Genomic DNA, 18,375 nt, shown 5'->3' with positions numbered 1-18,375 from the left:
CACTCCGAGCACACCGAGCGTGGGGACCCACCGATGGTTATGTTCTTGTTCCTGGTCATCGCGCTCGCCGTCGTGGTCGCCGCGGTGACACTCGCCGTGGTGGGCGGCGGCGAGGGCACCGGCCCGCTGCCGGAGGTCGCCCCCGAGCGGCTGCACGACCCGCTGCCCCAGGACCGCCCGGTCGACCGCTCCGACATCGACCACCTCCGCTTCCCGCTGGCCGTCCGCGGCTACCGCATGGCCGACGTGGACGACGCACTCAACCGCGTCGCCGCCGAACTCGCCGAGCGTGACGCGCGCATCGCCGACCTGGAGTCCGCCCTGGCGGGCGCCAGGACCCCGGCGGGCGGCGGCCACGTCTCCATGGAGAAGCCGGCCCCGGAGGACCAGCAGTGAGCGACGGGAGTGCCCTCGCCGGCGCGGACGGCGCGCTGCGCTGCCCCTGGGCCCTGTCCACGCCGGACTACGTGACCTACCACGACGAGGAGTGGGGCCGCCCGGTCCACGGCGACGACGCGCTGTTCGAACGCCTCAGCCTGGAGGCCTTCCAGTCCGGCCTGTCCTGGATCACGATCCTGCGCCGACGCCCCGGCTTCCGCACCGCCTTCGCCGACTTCAAGATCGCCTCGGTCGCCGTCTTCACCGACGAGGACCGCACCCGCCTGCTCGCCGACCCGGGCATCATCCGCAACCGCGCCAAGGTCGACGCCACCCTCGCCAACGCGCGCGTGCTGGCCGACTGGGCGCCCGGTGACCTGGACGAGCTGATCTGGTCGCACGCTCCCGACCCGGCCGGCCGGCCGGTCCCGAAGACCCTGGCCGACGTGCCGGCGGTGACGGAGGAGTCGACGGCCCTGTCCAAGGCCCTGAAGAAGCGGGGCCTGCGCTTCGTGGGCCCGACGACGGCGTACGCGCTGATGCAGGCCTGCGGCCTGGTGGACGACCACCTGGAGACCTGCGTGGTGAGAACCGCCCCATGAGGGGCACGGGGAGCCGCGCGACCGGCCACGCCGGTCCCGCCCCCACGAAGCCCCCGAAGCCGCTCCTGCGCTCCTGTGACCGGGCTCAGCGGCCCAGATACTTCGGCTCCTCCTTGTTGACGAAGGCCCGCACCGCGATCGCGTGGTCCTCGGAGGCCCCGGCCCGCGTCTGCAGCTCGTCCTCCCGGTTCAGCGTCTCGGCGAGCGAGTGGGAGGACCCGTAGGCCACCGCCTCCTTGATCGCCGCGTACGCCACCGTCGGCCCCTCGGCCAGCATCCGCGCCAGCTGCTCGGCCGCCGTGCGCAGCGAGGCCGCCGGTACGACCCGGTTGGCGATGCCCAGCTCGTGCGCCTCCTGGGCCGTGATGCTGCGCGGGAAGAGCAGCAGGTCGGCGGCCCGGCCCGGACCGATCACCCGGGGCAGGGTCCACGAGACACCGGAGTCGGCGGTGAGCGCGACCCCCGCGAACGAGGTGTTGAAGGACGCCGTGTCGGCCACGACGCGGTAGTCCGCGGCCAGCGCGAAACCGAAACCGGCTCCGGCGGCGACCCCGTTCACGGCGGCGACCACCGGCTTGGGCGCCTCGGTCAGGGCCCGCACGATCGGGTTGTAGTGCTCGGCGACCGTGCTCATGACCTGCTTCGAGCCCTCGGCCAGCAGCCCGATGTGCTCCTTCAGGTCCTGCCCCACACAGAACGCCCGCTCGCCGGCGGCGGTCAGCAGGACGGCCCGTACGGCGTCGTCTGCGGCCGCGGACTGGACCGCGTCCCGGAGGGCGACCTTGGTCGCGACGTTCAGCGCGTTCATCGCCTCGGGGCGGTTCAGCGTGATCGTCGCGAGCCCGTCGCTCACCTCGTAGAGCACGGTGTCGGCCATGGCGTTTCCCCTCCGTGTCGCGGCTCCGGCGTACTACTGGTCAGTACGTCCGGTGTACGAGGACAGCATGGCGGAGATCACCGTCCATGGACCGGACCCGACATGTGACCTGCGTCAAAGAATTCGGGACGGTTTCCGGTGCGTGGAAGTCCGTGCGGCGGTGCAGTATCGCAGTCACATCGCCGAATTGAGTGGTTTTGCTCGCGCGCGTTGCCCAAGCGATGCCGACTGATGTTGGTCATCGGGTCCTGAGATGCGGGATAATGGCCTGGAAGCAATGTGTTCGATGCCGGTGTCGTGTGTCCCACGCTGGACCGCGGCTGCCCTCCACGGGGCCGTCGGCTTTGGCGATGAGCTGGTTTCAGGAAGGGGAACGAGCATGGCGGCCATGAAGCCGCGAACGGGTGACGGCCCGCTCGAGGTGACCAAGGAGGGGCGGGGCATCGTCATGCGCGTTCCGCTCGAAGGCGGCGGTCGACTCGTCGTCGAGCTGACCCCCGATGAGGCCGACGCGCTCGGCGACGCCCTCAAGAAGGTCGTCGGCTGACGCGCAAGCGACCCTACTCTTTCGACCGCTCCGGCATCCTTCAGGGTGCCGGAGCGGTTGTTTTGTCAGCCTTCCCGCGGTCCGTCGGGGCCGCATGGCCCGAAAGGCCCAAGGGTCGACCACGGGCCTGCCGACCACGTGCCTCCCGGCCGCGATCCGTGCACCTGCGGACTCAGCGTTTGACCGCGCACAGCAGTCCGTCGCCCACCGGGAGCAGCGAAGGCACCAGTTCCTGGCTCTCGCGCACCGCCCGCAGCAGCTCCCGGATCCTTATGACCTCCGTGGGCTGCGGTCCCGAATCGACCGTGCGGCCATTGGCGAAGACACCCTCGAAGACGACGAGTCCTCCCGGCCGCAGCAGGCGCAACGATTCAGCGAGGTACTCCATCAGTTCCAGGCGGTCGCCGTCGCAGAAGACGAGGTCGTAGCCCGCGTCCGCGAGGCGGGGCAGGACGTCGAGCGCGCGGCCGGGGATGAACCGGGCCCGGTTGCTGGCGAAGCCGCAGGCGCGAAAGGCCTGGCGGGCGAACTGCTGGTGCTCCGGCTCGGGGTCGACGGTCGTCAGGACGCCGTCCGGGCGCATCCCGTGCAGCAGGTGGATCCCGGAGACGCCGGTGCCGGTACCGATCTCCGCGACAGCCTTCGCGTCCACGGTGGCGGCGAGCATCCGCAGCGCGGCGCCCGTGCTCGGCGACACCGAGCGCAGCCCTGCCTCGCGGGCCCGGTCACGGGCCCAGTGCAGCGCTTCGTCCTCGGCGGCATAGGCGTCGGCGAACGCCCAGCTTGCCTGCCGGTTGCCGCTAATGACCCTCTCCTGTCCCCGTGGTTGCCTGGGCGTGACTGTATCCGTTGCCGCCGGGAACCCGCAGATGGGACCGCGCGTTTGAAGGGGTGGGAACGACAACGGGGGGACACAGTTGGATCACGACGAGGGACCGGGTGTCGAGCAAGTGCTGACGCAGCCGTATGAGCCGTATCAGCACAGATCAATTTCTCGTAAAACCGCTTATCCGGAGCTAACGGGCGAGGTGGCTATGGTAGGGGCTCCACTGGACATCACCACCAGAGCCGACAGGGGAGGTGCGGCCGCGCCCGTGGATCGGGGAGGAGTGCTGCGGCGCTTTCTCGGTTCGGCAGGCAGGCCGAAATCCGTGAACGACACCGCTGCTGACCACAGCCAGGCCGCAGGCACCGCCGCCGGCCCCGCCCAGACCGCGACCTTCTCCACCGACGCGGACGGGCAGGCGTGGACTCCGCCCACGTGGGAGGAGATCGTCAGCATGCACAGCGGCCGGGTCTACCGGCTCGCCTACCGCCTGACCGGTAACCAGCACGACGCCGAGGACCTCACCCAGGAGGTCTTCGTCCGCGTCTTCCGCTCCCTCTCCACGTACACCCCGGGCACCTTCGAGGGCTGGCTGCACCGCATCACCACCAACCTCTTCCTGGACATGGTCCGCCGCAAGCAGCGCATCCGCTTCGACGCGCTGGGCGACGACGCGGCCGAGCGGCTGCCCAGCAAGGAGCCCACCCCCCAGCAGCTCTTCAACGACGCCCACTTCGACGCGGACGTCCAGCAGGCCCTCGACACCCTCGCGCCGGAGTTCCGCGCCGCGGTCGTCCTCTGCGACATCGAAGGCCTGTCCTACGAGGAGATCGCCGCGACCCTGGGTGTCAAGCTGGGCACGGTCCGCTCGCGTATCCACCGCGGCCGTTCGCAGCTGCGCAAGGCTCTCGCGCACCGCTCGCCCGAAGCGCGTGCCGAGCGCCGCTCCTTCGTACCCCGCGTGCCCGCTCTGGGAGGAGGAAGGGGAGCGACCGCGTGAGTGGATCCCGACACAACTCCGCCGAGAGGCTCCTCGCCGAGCAGCACCTCGGAGACCGGCTCTCCGCCCTGGTGGACGGCGAACTCGGTCACGACACCCGCGAGCGGGTGCTGGCGCATCTGGCGACCTGCCCGAAATGCAAGTCGGAGGTCGACGCACAGCGTCGGCTGAAGAACGTCTTCGCGGAAGTCGCCCCGCCGACCCCCTCCGAAAGCTTCCTGGCCCGCCTCCAGGGGCTCCCCGGGGGAGGCGACCCGGACGGCGGCGGTACGCCGCTGGGCGGGGGCGGGTTCGGCGACGGAGTCTTCGGAGTCAGTGGAACAAGACGGGACGAGCCGTTCGAGTTCGGCTACGTACCCGCCCATGGCCACGGCTCCTTCCTGTCACCGGCCTCGGACCGGGGCTTCCGTATCCACCCCGTCGGCCGTGGCGACCGCCATGACGCCGAGCGTTCGCGCGGTATGCGGTTCGCGTTCGTCGCCGCCGGCGCGGTGTCGCTGGCCGCGATCGCGCTGGGCGGCATGACGACCGTCGCGCCGATCGACACCACCGCGGACGGTCGCGGGGGCTCGGGCTCCGGCAGCAATGTGACACCGGCCCGCACTCCGGGCACGGGCTCGGCGACGTCGCCCGAGAACCAGCGCCGCCGTTCCGTCGGCCCGCTGCTCTCCCAGGGCGGCCAGCTCGGCGACACCCCGGTCGCCCCGACCGAGGTGTCCGCACCGCTGCTGCCCGGCGTGCCCGCCCCGGCCACCGGTCCGGTCGAGCAGGCCCTGCACCGGCTCACCTCGCCCATGGTGGCCGGCGCCGCGGTGATGTCCCCGCTGATACGCCCGCTCGGCACCACCCCGCCGATCACCCTGACCTCCCTGACCACCGCTCCGGAGGTCACCGGGCTCGGTCTGCTCGCCGCACCCGTCCCCGCCACCACCACCTCGCCTTCCTCGCAGAACACCCGCTGACCCGGGCCCTGCGCCGCTCCGCCACGAACCTGGTTGAATCCAGGGAGGATCCGGGGAGGACCGCGCCCTGCCAGGCAGCCGGGCGCGAAGGCGGGTGGGGGAGAGCATGGACGACGGGAAGCCCACGAGGGCGAAGTGGTGGAGCCGGCCTCGACCGCAGGCGTCCCCGGGGCGACAGAGCCCCGCGGACCCGGTCGACGCCACGACGGCGGAGCCGGCCCCCGAGGAGACCGTCGGCCCCGAGCCGTCGACCAGGACCGAGGACGAAGGCGACTTCGAACTGGCCCGACCCGCACGGCCGGTACCCCTCACCGACGACGGCGACTACGAACTGAGCCGCCCCGCAACAGAAACGACTCCTCCGCCGCCACCCCCAGTCCCGTCGCCTGCGCCTGCGGCCCCGGTTGCTGAGGCTGCGGCTCCGGAGGCCCCGGTTGCTGCGGCTGCGCCGGCTGCCTCGGAGTCTCTGGCTGTTCCGGTTGCTCCGGAGGGCTCGGCTGCCCCGGGGGCCTCGGAGGCTCTGGCTGCTGCGGCTGCGCCGGCTGTTCCGGTGGCCTCGGCTGTCCCGGACGCCTGGGCGGCCTCGGAGGCTCTGGCTGCTCCGGCTGCTTCGGGGGCCCTGGCTGTCCCGGACGCCTCGGCTGTTCCAGAGGTCCTGGCTGGCCCGGGGGCCCCGGCGGAGCAGGTCGGCACGGAGGCTGCGGCCGGTCGAGCCGACGCCGTCGCCTCCGTCGAGGTGCCTGCCACCGAGCCGCCGTCGGTCACCGACGAGCGGCCCAAGCCCCTGCACGACCCCGACCCCTACAGCACCCCGCCGTACGGCGAACCGGGCCCCTGGGCGCCCGCGCCGCCGGTCCAGCACCCGACGGCGACCTCCACGCCCGCTCCGGCCGCACATGGCGCCGCGTCGGCCACACCCGCGCCCGCGCTCGCCACGGTGCCGATGACGTCGGAACCCACGGGCCCCGGAACGACGGCCACTGCGCCTGCCGTGCCCCTCTCGTCTGCCGCACCCACCGCGCCGCCCGTCGCACCTGCCGTCGGTTCCGTCGGGGGGCAGGTCTCCGGTGGGGATCCCGGTGCCGCGCTCCCTGCCGACCCCTGGCAGCGCTACGACCCCTGGTCCGCCGACCCCCTTGCCGGGGCCGCGGCTTCCGGAGGTCCGGGGCGCGGAGCGCTCGTCGGTGGGCCGCTTCAGTACCAGGGTGCGGGCGGGCTCGGCCGGTACCCCGGGGCGGGCGTCCTCAGCGAGTCCCAGCAGCGCAGGCAGCTGCGGGGGCGGCTGGTCGGTGGAGCGCTGGCCATCGCGCTGGTCGCCGGCGGGCTCGGCGGAGCCGTGGGCGTCTATCTGGAGCGCAACGGCGGGCTCGACCCGGTGGAGCTGCCGCAGGCCGCCGCGGCGCCCACCGGGCGGTCCGCGGACAGCGTGGCCGGCATCGCCGCGCGCGCCCTGCCCGGCGTCGTGACGCTGCACGTCAGCGGAAGCGAGGAGTCCGGTACCGGTACCGGTTTCGTACTCGACTCGCTCGGCCACATCCTCACCAACAACCACGTCGTCGAGCCCGCCGGAGGCGACGGCCGGATAACCGTCGTGTTCAACGGGGGCCAGACCGCCGAGGCCGAGGTCGTCGGCCGGGACAGCGGCTACGACCTCGCCGTGGTGAGGGTGACCGGGGTGAAAGGGCTGAAGCCCCTGTACCTCGGCAACTCCGACAACGTCCGGGTCGGTGACCCGGTCGTCGCCATCGGTGCCCCCTTCGATCTCGAGGGCACCGTCACCTCCGGCATCATCAGCGCCAAGGAACGGCCCATCACCGCCGGCGGCGGGAGCGGCGACGGGAGTGACGTGTCGTACGTCGACGCCCTGCAGACCGACGCACCGATCAACCCGGGGAACTCCGGCGGCCCCCTCCTCGACGCGCAGGGTCATGTCATCGGCATCAACTCCGCCATCCGTTCCGCCGACGACGGCACCGACTCCGGCACCGCCCGGGCAGGCTCGATCGGCCTGGGTTTCGCCATCCCGGTCAACCAGGGCAAGCGCGTCGCCGAGGAGCTGATCAATACCGGCAGGGCGACCCACCCGGTCATCGGCGTCACGCTCGACATGGACTACGCGGGCGACGGCGCCCGGGTCGGTACGGCGGACGGCGCCGCGGGCGACCCGGTCACCGCGGGCGGGCCCGCCGACCGGGCCGGCGTCCGCGCGGGGGACGTCATCACGCAGATCGACGGCCGGCGCGTCCACTCCGGCGAGGAGCTGATCGTCAAGACCCGCGCCCACCGTCCCGGCGACCGGCTGGCGCTGACGATCGAACGGGACGGCGGGGAACGCACCCTCACCCTGGTCCTCGGCTCGTCCGGCGGCGGCTGACGCGGCCCGCCCCCTTTTCCGGCGCTTTCCCAGGGATTGACAGAAACGTCACAGGTCGGGCCCCGAAACCCGGTCCCACAAGGCAAACAACGCGGAAAACCGGCCGCGTACACGTACTCGGACGTCCCCGGACGGTACCGGTCGGACAGGTGCGACAGGTACCGTGGACCCGGCCCGGACCACGGAAGACCCGACTTGACCACCGAGGGCCGAGGGCCGAGGGCCGCGGACATCGCAAGGAGCTTCAGGTGTTCAATGACATAGGACCGCTCGAGCTGGTGACGATCGTCGTCCTGGCCGTGCTCGTCTTCGGTCCGGACAAGCTCCCGAAGGTCATTCAGGACGTGATGCGTACCGTCCGGAAGATCCGTGAGTTCTCGGAGAGCGCCAAGGCGGACATCCGCAGCGAACTGGGTCCGGAGTTCAAGGACTTCGAGTTCGAGGACCTCAACCCCAAGACGTTCATCCGCAAGCAGCTGGACAACGACGAGCTGGGGCTCAAGGAGATCCGCAACGGCTTCGACCTGAAGAAGGAGATGGCCGAGGTCACGGACGCGGTCCACAGCCGCGACACGGACGCCGCCGTCTCGGGTTCGGCCGCCTCGGCGATTTCGTCGGGTTCGGCGGCGTCTTCGGGGGACGGTCGCATCGACATGACCAAGAAGCCCGAGGAGCCCGCCAAGGACGACCGTCCGCCCTACGACGCGGACGCCACCTGAGCGACTCGCGCTCCCCGATGTGAGGGGGCGCACGCCGCACGCGCCGGGCGGCTTCCCGGCAGTGCGGAGCGGGGTGGCTATGCTGCCTGGTTGTTGTGCGGAGCGGACGAGTACGCCCGAAGGGGGGCGGGCCGGTCGTTCCGTCGAGAACGAGGAGGCGTCCGGGCACATGGAGACGACGAGTCGGGCAGTCGAGCAGACGCCGGCCGCGGAGGGCGGACAACAGGTCCCCTCCGCGCGGCGTACGGTCGACGGCTACTTGGAGGCACCCTTCCCCTGGTACGGCCTCGACGAGGCCTTCACGGGGCCGCGCTGGCTGATGCAGGTGGGTGCGGCGGCCGACGGGGCCGTCGAGCACGGTTCCATCGGCCACGGTGACGAACCCTCCGTACGGCACGAGACGGCCGGTGAGGACCGCGGGAAGTTCGCGGTCGTGGTGACCGTCGCCGCGAACCCCGTACGGCGCAGCCCGGACGGCACGGGCCTGCTGGAGGCCACCTCGGTGTCCTCTGCGGCCTGGTTGGCGGGGGTGGGCCTGCTGACCTTCACCTGGCCCGGCCAGATGGACCACAGCCTGCGCGACGACTGGCTGGACCAGCAGACCGAGACGGCGTGGGTCCTCGCCGACGACCTCGCGGGGCCGGACTGGTCGACGCTGTCCCTGCCGGTCGACGGCGTGCCGACGCCCTTCCACTACCGCGAGTCGGAGTTCGGCTGGGTGCTGGCCGGCTCTACCTCGCAAGGGGTGCACGTGGGGGCGTACGGGAGGGGCATGAGCGCGTACGGCCTCGGTTTCGCCATGATCAAGGACATCGAGACCTACGCCTGATCAGCCGTACGAGAGCGGGGGCGCCGTCCGTGCTGGACGGCGCCCCCGCTGTCGTGGGAAGGCGATGTACGGGACTCGCGGCCGGGCCGGAGCGCCGGGCTAGAACTTGTTCCTGGGCGTGATGCCGAGCGACAGTCCCGAGAGACCGCGCGCCCTGCCGCCCAGCTTGCCCGCGATGGCCCGCAGGGCGGAGCCGGCCGGGGACTCGGGGTCGGTCAGGACGACCGGCTTGCCCTCGTCACCGCCCTCGCGCAGCCGGACGTCGATCGGGATGGAGCCGAGCACCGGGACGTTCGCGCCGGTCGTGCGGGTGAGGCCCTCGGCCACCGACTGTCCGCCGCCGGTGCCGAAGACGTCGACCATCTCCCCGCAGTGCGGGCAGGGCAGGCCGGACATGTTCTCGACCACGCCGACGATCTTCTGGTGGGTCTGCACGGCGATGGAGCCCGCCCGCTCGGCCACCTCGGCCGCCGCCTGCTGCGGGGTCGTCACGACCAGGATCTCGGCGTTCGGGACCAGCTGCGCCACGGAGATCGCGATGTCGCCGGTGCCCGGCGGGAGGTCGAGCAGCAGCACGTCCAGGTCGCCCCAGTACACGTCGGCCAGGAACTGCTGGAGCGCGCGGTGCAGCATCGGGCCGCGCCAGACGACCGGGGCGTTGCCCGGGGTGAACATGCCGATGGAGATGACCTTCACACCGTGCGCGGACGGCGGCATGATCATGTTCTCGACCTGGGTGGGACGGCCGTCCGCGCCCAGCATGCGCGGCACGCTGTGGCCGTAGATGTCGGCGTCGACGACACCCACCTTCAGACCGTCGGCCGCCATCGCCGCCGCCAGGTTCACCGTCACCGACGACTTGCCGACGCCGCCCTTGCCGGACGCGACCGCGTACACCCGGGTCAGCGAGCCGGGCTTGGCGAACGGGACCTCGCGCTCGGTCTGACCGCCGCGCAGGGCGTTCGCCAGCTCCTTGCGCTGCTCGTCGCTCATGACGTCGAGCGTGACGTCGACGCGGGTGACACCGTCGACCCGGGAGACCGCGTCGGTCACCCGCTGCGTGATCGTCTCGCGCATCGGGCAGCCGGAGACCGTCAGGTACACGGTGACCGCGACCGTCCCGTCCACGCCGATCTCTACCGACTTCACCATCCCCAGTTCGGTGATGGGCCGGTTGATCTCGGGGTCGTTCACCGTCGCCAGTGCCTCGCGCACCGCGTCTTCGCTAGCCATAGGAACGATGGTACGGCGCCCGGCGGGGGCGCCGGTAAGCCCGTCACCGGTCTTCTACGTCACGTCCCCGCGACCGTTCTGCCGGGAATACGGCATGTTCGCGATGCCCGTCCCGCCGTTCCTCCAGTTCCTTGACCATGTCCTGGAGCTCCGAGCGGATCCAGTCCCGGGTGGCGACCTCGCCGAGACCGATCCGCAGGGCGGCGATCTCCCGGGTCAGATACTCGGTGTCGGCGATGGACCGCTCGTTCTGCTTGCGGTCCTGCTCCAGGTTGACCCGGTCACGGTCGTCCTGGCGGTTCTGCGCGAGCAGGATCAGCGGGGCCGCGTAGGACGCCTGGAGCGACAGCATCAGGGTCAGGAAGATGAAGGGGTAGTTGTCGAAGCGCAGGTCGCGCGGGGCGAAGATGTTCCACAGGACCCAGACGATGATGACGATCGTCATCCAGACGATGAACCGCCCGGTGCCCAGGAACCGCGCGATGCGCTCCGACAGCCGCCCGAAGGCCTCCGGGTCCCACTCGGGCAGGATCCGGTGCCGGGGCGGCCGCGGCTGGTCCAGCCGGGCCCGGGGACGGCTGGTCGCCGTGGCGCCGGCCGGGGTGCGCTCGACGCGCCCGCTCTCGCGGTCAGGAGCCATGCGGGCCCACCTCCTCGGTCGCGTCCTCGGTCGCGTCCTCGTCGAGGTGGAACTCCGTCTCCCGCCAGTCCTCCGGCAGCATGTGGTCCAGGACGTCGTCCACGGTCACCGCGCCCAGCAGCGAGCCCGCCTCGTCGACCACGGGCGCCGCGACCATGTCGTAGGTCGCGAAGAACCCGGCGACGACGGGCAGCGCCGCGTCCGGCGCCAGGGCCTGGAGATCGTCGTCGAGCATCGAGCTGACCAGCGTGTACGGGGGGTCGCGCAGCAGCCGCTGGAAGTGGACCGTGCCGAGGTACTTGCCGGTCGGGGTCTCGTCGGGCGGGCGGCAGACGTAGACCTGCGCGGCGAGGGCGGGGGAGAGGTCGCGGTTGCGCACCCGCGCGAGGGCGTCGGCGACGGTGGCGTCGGGGCGCAGGATGATCGGCTCGGTGGTCATCAGCCCGCCCGCGGTGTGCTCCTCGTACGACATCAGGCGCCGCATGTCGGCCGCGTCGTCGGGCTGCATCAGGCTCAGCAGCCGCTCCTGGTCCTGCTCCGGGAGTTCGGAGAGCAGGTCGGCCGCGTCGTCGGGGTCCATGGCCTCCAGGACGTCCGCCGCGCGCTCCTCCTTCAGCTTGCCGAGGATCTCGATCTGGTCGTCCTCCGGGAGCTCCTCGAGGACGTCGGCGAGCCGGTCGTCGTCGAGCGCGGCGGCGACCTCCGCGCGCCGCTTCGGCGACAGATGGTGCAGGACGTTGGCGAGGTCGGCGGGGCGCAGCTGCTCGAAGGTGGCGAGGAGGCTCTCCGCGCCCTGTCCGTGCTCCTCCAGCGAGAACCCGGTGACCGCCGACCACTCCACGGTCAGCGTCTCGCCCTTCGCCCGCCGGAAGGCGCTCGCTTTCTTCCCCTTGCGCACGAAGACCCGGTCGAGCTCCCAGTCCCGGCGGGCCGGCAGCTGCTGCACCGACACGTCGAGGACGGTGACCTCCTCGCCGGTCTCGCCGAGCGTGACGCGCCGGTCGAGCAGCTCCCCGAAGACGAGGCGCTCGGTGGGCCGCTGTTCGAAGCGGCGGACGTTGAGCACGCCGGTGGTGATGACCTGGCCGGACTCGATGCCGGTCACCCGGGTCATGGGCAGGAAGATGCGGCGCCGGGTGGACAGTTCGACGACCAGCCCGAGCACCCTCGGCGGCCTCCGCCGCACCCGCAGCACGACGACCAGATCGCGTACCCGCCCCACCTGGTCGCCGCTCGGGTCGAAGACCGGAACGCCGGAGAGATGCGAGACGAAGATCCGCGGGGCGCCCGCCACCATGACCGCACCTCCTTCTTCCGTACTGCCGTCAGGCCTGTTGCCGGTGATGTTCTTTTCCCAATTGCCCGCTCGTGCGGGCTTCAGGCTAGCCCGTCCCGATCGGATCCGCCCTGGTGGGCGGTCCGGACGGACTGGCTCCGCTCGCGCACCGCGACCCCGGTACGCTGCCGTACGCCGCTCAGCACACCCCCGCAGAAAGGCGGCCTTCTCTGTGACTGCGATTCCCCAGGGCCGAACTCGCCGAGCCTCGCTGGTGAGCGCGATGTGCGCACTGGTCGTGGGCATGGGACTGACGGGATGCGGCGAGGATCCGGACGCGGGCACGAACGGGGTGGGCAAGCTGTCCGCCGCGCAGATCCAGGCGAAGACGAAGGCCGCGGCCGGCGCCGTGGACGCGGTGCGGCTCGCCGGGAGCGTGGTCACCAGCGGGCACACGTACAAGCTGGACATGAGCCTGAAGGCGGACGGCGGCACCGGGTCGGTCACTGCCGAGGGCGCCACCTTCCACCTGCTGCGGGTCGGCGAGCAGCTGTACCTGAAGGCCGACGCGGCGTTCTGGAACAAGGAGGACGGCAAGTCCGGCGAGGACGGTTCGGACACGGCGGCCGCCGACAAGCTCGACGGCAAGTACGTGAAGGTGCCGACGGGCGACCCCTCGTACAAGAAGTTCAGCGGCTTCACGGACAAGGACCTCCTCCTCGACGGTCTGCTGACGCTGCACGGCTCGCTGGCCACCGACGGCCACCACGAGCAGTCCGGCGTCCGGACGATCCGCATCACGGGCGACGGTGGTTCCGGCGGCAAGCTGGACGTGTCGCTGGAGGGCAAGCCCTACCCGCTGCGCCTGGAACGCGCCGGCGGAGCAGGAACGCTGAGCTTCTCCTCCTGGGGCAAGGACTTCGCCCTGAAGGAACCGGCGAAGGACGAGACGGTGGACTACGGGAAGCAGCTCCCGACCTCGTGAGCCGCCGCTCGCGGCACCGGCTCCCGACCGCTCGCGGTACCGGCTACGCGCGTTTGCGCTTGCGCAGCAGCAGCTTCGGCAGCCCCGCAGGCGCCGGCTCCCGGGTGGTGGCGGGCGAGGGCACGGGCCGTGCCGCCAGATCCCCTTCGGGCAGGGGCAGCGTGGCCCCCGTCGGCTCCAGGCGGAGCACCCGGCACTCGCGCGCCCAGCGCTCGGTCATCGCCTCGCCGTCGGGCGCGTTCAGCCGCTTGCCCTTGAGCTCGGCGACGGCCGCCTGCCACGCCTCGGAGCCCGGCGCGAGGGCGACCACCTTCGCCGTCCAGCAGACCAGCCGGCCGCCCTTGTCCTTGCTGCGGACGGTGACCTCGGCCGCACCGCCCTCGGTCAGCCCGGCGAGCGGCTGCTCCCCGGGCCCGTCGCCGACGAGGCAGACCGCGCCCTCGTGCCACACGTGCCACAGCGCACGCGCGGCCGGTTCACCGGCGCCCTGGACCCAGACGAGGCCGGACTTCTTGGTGGCCTCCTCGACGAGGGCCTGGTCGAGCAGCAGCTCTCTTGTCATGGCTCAACCCTAGCCAGCCGGTACCGGGGCACTCACAGCCAGCCGTTGCGCTTCAGCGTGCGGTGGATACCGACACAGAGCGCCACCATGGCCGACATGACCACGGGATAGCCGAACTTCCAGTGCAGTTCCGGCATGTAGTCGAAGTTCATCCCGTACACCCCGCACACCATCGTCGGTACGGCGATGATGGCGGCCCAGGAGGTGATCTTCCGCATGTCCTCGTTCTGCGCGACGGACGCCTGCGCGAGGTTGGCCTGGAGGATCGAGTTGAGCAGCTCGTCGAAGCCGATGACCTGCTCCTGGACCCGGGCGAGGTGGTCGGCGACGTCCCGGAAGTACTTCTGGATGTCGGGGTCGACCAGCCGCATCGGCCGCTCGCTCAGCAGCTGCATCGGCCGCAGCAGCGGCGACACCGCGCGCTTGAACTCCAGTACCTCACGCTTGAGTTGATAGATCCGGCCGGCGTCCGTGCCGCGCGGGGTGCCCTTGCGTCCCGGCGAGAACACCTCCGTCTCGACCTCGTCGATGTCGTCCTGGACGGCGTCCGCGACCGCGATGTAGCCGTCGACGACGTGGTCGGCGATGGCGTGCAGCACCGCCGAGGGGCCCTTGGCGAGCAGCTCGGGGTCGTCCTGGAGGCGGTGGCGCAGCGCGCGCAGCGAGCCCTGGCCGCCGTGCCGGACGGTGATGAAGAAGTCCTTGCCGGTGAAGCACATGACCTCACCGGTCTCGACGACCTCGCTGTTGGCCGTGAGCCGGTCGTGCTCGATGTAGTGGATGGTCTTGAAGACCGTGAAGAGCGAGTCGTCGTAGCGCTCCAGCTTGGGCCGCTGGTGCGCCTGCACGGCGTCCTCCACGGCCAGCGGGTGCAGCCCGAACTCGCTGGCGATACCGGCGAATTCGGCCTCGGTCGGCTCGTGCAGACCGATCCACACGAAGCCTCCGTCGCGCCGCACCCGGCGCATTGCCTCCTGCGGGGTCGGGGGCTGCGCGTAGGTGACGCGCGCGCCGTCGCGGTAGACCGCGCAGTCGACGACGGCCGACGGCGTCGCGGGGTCGCGGGTGGTGTCGTAGGCGCCGGTGTCCGTACGCCCGCCCCCCTTGCGCAGGGAGGGACGGGCCGGGCGGACAACGGCACGGAGGTCGCGGATCATCGACATGGCAGGCTCCTTCGCGACTAGCAAAGAAAGACCGCCACGACGCGTGGAACTGCCCGGAATGAGGACGTCCTGAGAGCGGAGGTTTGGCACGTCCACAAAGCGGGGAGCACCGCTCCGTCGCGGTGGCGAGCTTCGCTACTGAATCAGACCGGAGAGATCTGGCAGATCAGACAGATCGAGCAGATCAGGTGAAAAAGGAAACGAAGTGCTCTTCCGCATGAAGATGAGCGCGAGAGGTGGCGACCAGCCGGGGGCCAAGAAGCCGGAGCAGCTGCGTCAGCGGCAGGAAGAGCGAGTGGTACTGCACGGGTGACTTCGATCCATGACAGCCCCACCTCCTCCAGCCGGTCCCTCGTAAGGGAGTCTCGTCTGCGTCGGGGCAAGATCGCGACGCTTCTGCGTGCTGCCCCGAACCACCGGCTCAGAATAGCAGTCGACTGAAGTGTCAAGGCGCTGCTTTGCCCAGCACCGACGAGTTCTATGCTCGCCGCATGGTTGATGTTCTTCCTCTGGTCGAGGCTCGTTTGCGCAGCGCGCTGGGCGAGCCGGACGCCCGCGCCGCGGTCACCTTCCTCGGTACGGACCGCCTCGAGGTGCTGCGTTTTCACGAGGGCGACGTCGTCCGCTACGCCACGCTCGGCATGTCCGCGCAGCCGATGAGCGACCCGACGGCGATGCTCGCCGACCCGGTCGAGGGACCGCGTGCCGAGCTGGTGCTGTCCGTCCGGCCCGGCGCGTCCGACACCGACAAGGTGCTCCGCCCGCTGGCCGTGCTCGCCGCGTCCCCGCAGGTCGAAGGTGTGGTCGTGGCTCCCGGCAGCTCCCTCGACGTGGGTGAACCCCTGTGGCCGGGTGCCCCGTTCACCTCGGTCCTGGTCGCCGAGCCGGGCGGCCTGGTCGAGGATCTCGCCCTCGACGAGCCCCTCGATCCGGTCCGCTTCCTGCCCCTGCTCCCCATGACCCCCAACGAGGCCGCCTGGAAGCGCGTGCACGGCGCCCAGGCCCTCCAGGAGCGCTGGCTGACGAACGGGACGGACCTGCGGGATCCGTCCCGCAGGTCCGTCCCGCTCGATTGAGGTCCGGGTGACCGATGTCACCAACGCTCGGGCTTCGATCGTCAGTTGACGCCCGGTCGGCTCAGTCGGCGAAGACCGAGACCCCGTCCTGCGTCGCGTGCCGCGCTTCCAGTTCCTCGGCTTCGCCGGTGAGCGCCTTGCGTCGGACGACGACCACGACCGCGCCGAGCAGCGCGGTGACCGCCGCGACGGCGAACGGGACATGGATGTCGGTCCACTCCTCGATCTTCGGCGCGAAGTAGGGAGCGGCCGCGGCGGCGAACCACCGCACGAAGTTGTAGCCGGCGCTCGCCACCGGACGCGGGGCGTCCGAGACGCCGAGCGCCAACTCGGTGTAGACGGTGTTGTTCACGCCGATGAACGCGCCCGACAGGATCGTGCAGACGATCGCCGTGGTGTGGTCGCCGTACCCGAGGACGAACACGTCGACGGCGAGCAGCACCAGCGAGCCGCCGAGCACCTTCAGCGAGCCGAACCGCTCCTGGAGCCGCGGCGCCACGAGAACCGAGAAGACGGCGAGCAGTACGCCCCAGGCGAAGAACACCGCCCCCGACTTGTAGGGGGTCATGTTCAGCACGAACGGGGTGAAGGCCAGCACGGTGAAGAACGTGTAGTTGTAGAAGAACGCCGAGGCCGCGGCGGAGGCGAGGCCACCGTGCCCGAGCGCCTTGATCGGGTCCAGGACGGAGATCTTCCGGGCCGGCTTCGGCTGGTCCTTCAGGAACACCGTGATGCACAGGAAGCCGATCGCCATCAGGAACGCGGTGCCGAAGAACGGGTAGCGCCAGCTGGCGTCGCCGAGCAGCGCGCCGAGCAGCGGTCCGCACGCCATGCCGAGGCCGAGGGCGGACTCGTACAGCAGGATGGCGGCCGCGCTGCCGCCGGCCGCCGCGCCGACGATCACCGCGAGGGCGGTCGACACGAACAGCGCGTTGCCGAGCCCCCAGCCCGCCCGGAAGCCGACGAGTTCGCCGACCGAGCCCGAGGTGCCCGCGAGGCCCGCGAAGACGATGACGAGGGCGAGGCCGACCAGTAGCGTCCTGCGGCCGCCGATGCGGCTGGAGACGAAGCCGGTGACCAGCATCGCGAACGCGGTGATCAGGAAGTACGAGGTGAAGAGCAGGGAGACCTGGCCGGCCGTGGCGTCCAGCCCCTGGGCGATGGACGGCAGGATCGGGTCGACGAGGCCGATGCCCATGAAGGCGACGACGGACGCGCCGGCCGTCGCCCACACCGCCTTCGGCTGTCGCAGGATGCTTCCGGCTCCCGCATCGAATGAATCCATGGTTCCGCTCACCCCTCGGAAGGTAGTTGGTATATACACACGATAAGTTAGATCGCCTAATTAATGCAAGTTACATCTATGCCGGAGGTGGAGGGCCGAGGCGGTCGCGGGGCGGTCGGTTCCGTCCGGACGGGTGATCGTCCTTGACGTGGGCGTGCTCGGGTAGGACCGTGGGGCTCTATGAGGGGCGAACCCAGTTGCCCGAAGTGTGGTGGCCGGGTCAGGGCTCCCGGACTCTTCGCCGATTCCTGGCAGTGCGATGTGCACGGGACGGTGCATCCGCTTCAGCCCGTGATCCCGCCCAGCGTCGAGGCTCTCAGCGTCGTCGTGCATCGCACGCAGGTACCGGTGTGGATGCCGTGGCCGCTGCCGGTCGGCTGGCTCTTCACGGGCGTGACGTACGCGGGGGACGACCGCAGTGGAGGCCGTGCCACCGCGGTGGCCTGCTCCGGGCCGGGCCCGCTCGGCGGTATGGGTGAGCTGATCCTGGTCGCCGAGGAGCTGGGCGTCGGGCTGGGCGCGCGTTATGCCGGCGTCGACGGGCCGGACCCGGGTCCGTACATGAGCGTCGAGAAACCCCCGCAGGCCAAGGTCCTGGCCGCCGGCCGGCCCACCCCGCTCTGGCATGTCTCCGCCACACCGGACGACCGGGCCGTCTTCGCGGGGGAGGCGTGCGGGTTGTGGCTGTGGGCGGTGGTGTGGCCCGAGCAGTCCGGGCTGTTGATGTACGACGAGCTGGTGCTCACGGATCTGCGGGACGCGGGGGCCGAGCTGGAACTGGTGCCGTGCGGGGCGCTGTCGCCGCGCCTGCTGAAGCCGTAGCGCTCCGCTGCGTTGCGGGACCGGGTGTGGTGCGCCGGCGGTCCTGGTTGTCTGCGGCGCCGCCATGGCCGGTCGCGCAGTTCACCGCGCCCCTGATCGCCCACGGCGATCGGCGCGTCCCGGCGTCCCCGTGCTCCTGGAGGTTTCGGTGCCGCCCGTGTAGGGGGTGCTCGGTGGTTTTGGGTGTGACAGGAGTGGGTTGATTACCGGCTATGCTGG

The 18,375-nt window shown here is 71.2% G+C and carries 19 protein-coding genes; 11 read left to right on the top strand and 8 right to left on the bottom strand.

The features are described 5' to 3' along the window. Nucleotides 1–39 precede the first annotated feature (39 nt). Together OG933_RS16145 and OG933_RS16140 are read left to right on the top strand one after the other, a co-directional pair. Nucleotides 40–396, top strand: coding sequence for a DivIVA domain-containing protein (locus OG933_RS16145; protein WP_362518289.1), 357 nt, complete (start codon nt 40–42; stop codon nt 394–396). Further along, on the top strand, nt 393–980 hold the full coding sequence (locus OG933_RS16140) for a DNA-3-methyladenine glycosylase I (RefSeq protein WP_362273655.1): 588 nt from the start codon (nt 393–395) through the stop codon (nt 978–980). The genes OG933_RS16145 and OG933_RS16140 overlap by 4 nt, the downstream gene beginning before the upstream one ends. Nucleotides 981–1,065: 85 nt before the next feature. Here OG933_RS16140 and OG933_RS16135 read toward each other — a convergent pair whose 3' ends face one another. Then, nucleotides 1,066–1,857, bottom strand: coding sequence for an enoyl-CoA hydratase/isomerase family protein (locus tag OG933_RS16135; RefSeq protein ID WP_020127923.1), 792 nt, complete (start codon nt 1,855–1,857; stop codon nt 1,066–1,068). A gap of 379 nt (nt 1,858–2,236) precedes the next feature. On the opposite strand from OG933_RS16135, the gene OG933_RS16130 reads away from it, so the two are divergent. Then, nucleotides 2,237–2,404 carry a DUF3117 domain-containing protein gene (locus OG933_RS16130; RefSeq protein WP_003966491.1) on the top strand — a complete coding sequence of 56 codons (168 nt, stop codon included), beginning with the start codon at nt 2,237–2,239 and terminating at the stop codon, nt 2,402–2,404. Nucleotides 2,405–2,576: 172 nt separating this feature from the next. Here OG933_RS16130 and OG933_RS16125 read toward each other — a convergent pair whose 3' ends face one another. Next, nucleotides 2,577–3,275, bottom strand: a complete 699-nt coding sequence (locus OG933_RS16125; protein WP_078615599.1) for an O-methyltransferase — start codon at nt 3,273–3,275, stop codon at nt 2,577–2,579. 238 nt (nt 3,276–3,513) lie between these two features. Here OG933_RS16125 and sigE point away from each other — a divergent pair, with 238 nt between their 5' ends. From sigE to OG933_RS16100, 5 genes are all read left to right on the top strand, one after another. Further along, the gene (gene sigE / locus OG933_RS16120) at nt 3,514–4,230 is read left to right on the top strand and encodes an RNA polymerase sigma factor SigE (RefSeq protein ID WP_078615598.1); all 717 of its coding nucleotides are present in this window, start codon (nt 3,514–3,516) and stop codon (nt 4,228–4,230) included. Beyond that, entirely contained in the window at nt 4,227–5,192 is a 966-nt protein-coding gene (locus OG933_RS16115; protein ID WP_405627584.1) for a zf-HC2 domain-containing protein, read from the top strand. Before sigE ends, OG933_RS16115 begins: the two co-directional genes overlap by 4 nt. Before the next feature lie 280 nt (nt 5,193–5,472). Next, entirely contained in the window at nt 5,473–7,566 is a 2,094-nt protein-coding gene (locus tag OG933_RS16110; RefSeq protein ID WP_405633408.1) for a trypsin-like peptidase domain-containing protein, read from the top strand. A gap of 248 nt (nt 7,567–7,814) precedes the next feature. Further along, nucleotides 7,815–8,285, top strand: coding sequence for a sec-independent translocase (locus tag OG933_RS16105; protein ID WP_020127918.1), 471 nt, complete (start codon nt 7,815–7,817; stop codon nt 8,283–8,285). Between the two features lie 169 nt (nt 8,286–8,454). Further along, entirely contained in the window at nt 8,455–9,114 is a 660-nt protein-coding gene (locus tag OG933_RS16100; protein WP_362516936.1) for a hypothetical protein, read from the top strand. Nucleotides 9,115–9,213: 99 nt separating this feature from the next. Here OG933_RS16100 and OG933_RS16095 read toward each other — a convergent pair whose 3' ends face one another. From OG933_RS16095 to OG933_RS16085, 3 genes are read right to left on the bottom strand one after another with little or no spacing between them, the layout of a single operon-like run. Next, nucleotides 9,214–10,347: an Mrp/NBP35 family ATP-binding protein gene (locus tag OG933_RS16095; protein ID WP_362516933.1), complete on the bottom strand. Its 1,134-nt coding sequence runs from the start codon at nt 10,345–10,347 to the stop codon at nt 9,214–9,216. A 43-nt stretch (nt 10,348–10,390) separates the two neighbouring features. Further along, entirely contained in the window at nt 10,391–10,987 is a 597-nt protein-coding gene (locus OG933_RS16090) for a DUF1003 domain-containing protein (protein ID WP_267018541.1), read from the bottom strand. Continuing rightward, nucleotides 10,977–12,284 (bottom strand): magnesium transporter MgtE N-terminal domain-containing protein, encoded by a 1,308-nt coding sequence (locus OG933_RS16085; protein WP_362516930.1) that lies wholly within the window; start codon nt 12,282–12,284, stop codon nt 10,977–10,979. Before OG933_RS16085 ends, OG933_RS16090 begins: the two co-directional genes overlap by 11 nt. Before the next feature lie 211 nt (nt 12,285–12,495). Between OG933_RS16085 and OG933_RS16080 the strand changes: the two genes are divergently transcribed. Then, nucleotides 12,496–13,248, top strand: coding sequence for a hypothetical protein (locus OG933_RS16080; protein WP_362273642.1), 753 nt, complete (start codon nt 12,496–12,498; stop codon nt 13,246–13,248). Between the two features lie 43 nt (nt 13,249–13,291). Here the strand turns inward: OG933_RS16080 and OG933_RS16075 are convergent, their stop codons facing one another. Both OG933_RS16075 and OG933_RS16070 read right to left on the bottom strand, forming a co-directional pair. Then, nucleotides 13,292–13,810 carry a hypothetical protein gene (locus tag OG933_RS16075; protein ID WP_405627583.1) on the bottom strand — a complete coding sequence of 173 codons (519 nt, stop codon included), beginning with the start codon at nt 13,808–13,810 and terminating at the stop codon, nt 13,292–13,294. A 32-nt stretch (nt 13,811–13,842) separates the two neighbouring features. Then, nucleotides 13,843–14,973 carry a magnesium and cobalt transport protein CorA gene (locus OG933_RS16070; protein WP_020127911.1) on the bottom strand — a complete coding sequence of 377 codons (1,131 nt, stop codon included), beginning with the start codon at nt 14,971–14,973 and terminating at the stop codon, nt 13,843–13,845. A gap of 491 nt (nt 14,974–15,464) precedes the next feature. On the opposite strand from OG933_RS16070, the gene OG933_RS16065 reads away from it, so the two are divergent. Further along, nucleotides 15,465–16,049, top strand: coding sequence for a suppressor of fused domain protein (locus OG933_RS16065; protein ID WP_385253824.1), 585 nt, complete (start codon nt 15,465–15,467; stop codon nt 16,047–16,049). Nucleotides 16,050–16,110: 61 nt separating this feature from the next. Here the strand turns inward: OG933_RS16065 and OG933_RS16060 are convergent, their stop codons facing one another. Continuing rightward, nucleotides 16,111–17,334, bottom strand: a complete 1,224-nt coding sequence (locus tag OG933_RS16060; protein ID WP_405627582.1) for an MFS transporter — start codon at nt 17,332–17,334, stop codon at nt 16,111–16,113. 180 nt (nt 17,335–17,514) lie between these two features. On the opposite strand from OG933_RS16060, the gene OG933_RS16055 reads away from it, so the two are divergent. After that, nucleotides 17,515–18,156 (top strand): DUF6758 family protein, encoded by a 642-nt coding sequence (locus OG933_RS16055; protein ID WP_171399324.1) that lies wholly within the window; start codon nt 17,515–17,517, stop codon nt 18,154–18,156. Nucleotides 18,157–18,375: the final 219 nt, after the last annotated feature.

Source organism: Streptomyces sp. NBC_00016, from assembly GCF_045040885.1.
In the GTDB taxonomy this organism is placed as follows: domain Bacteria; phylum Actinomycetota; class Actinomycetes; order Streptomycetales; family Streptomycetaceae; genus Streptomyces; species Streptomyces coriariae.
The sequence above is the reverse complement of the archived record's forward strand: the minus strand, read 5'-3'. Positions and strand labels throughout refer to the sequence as shown.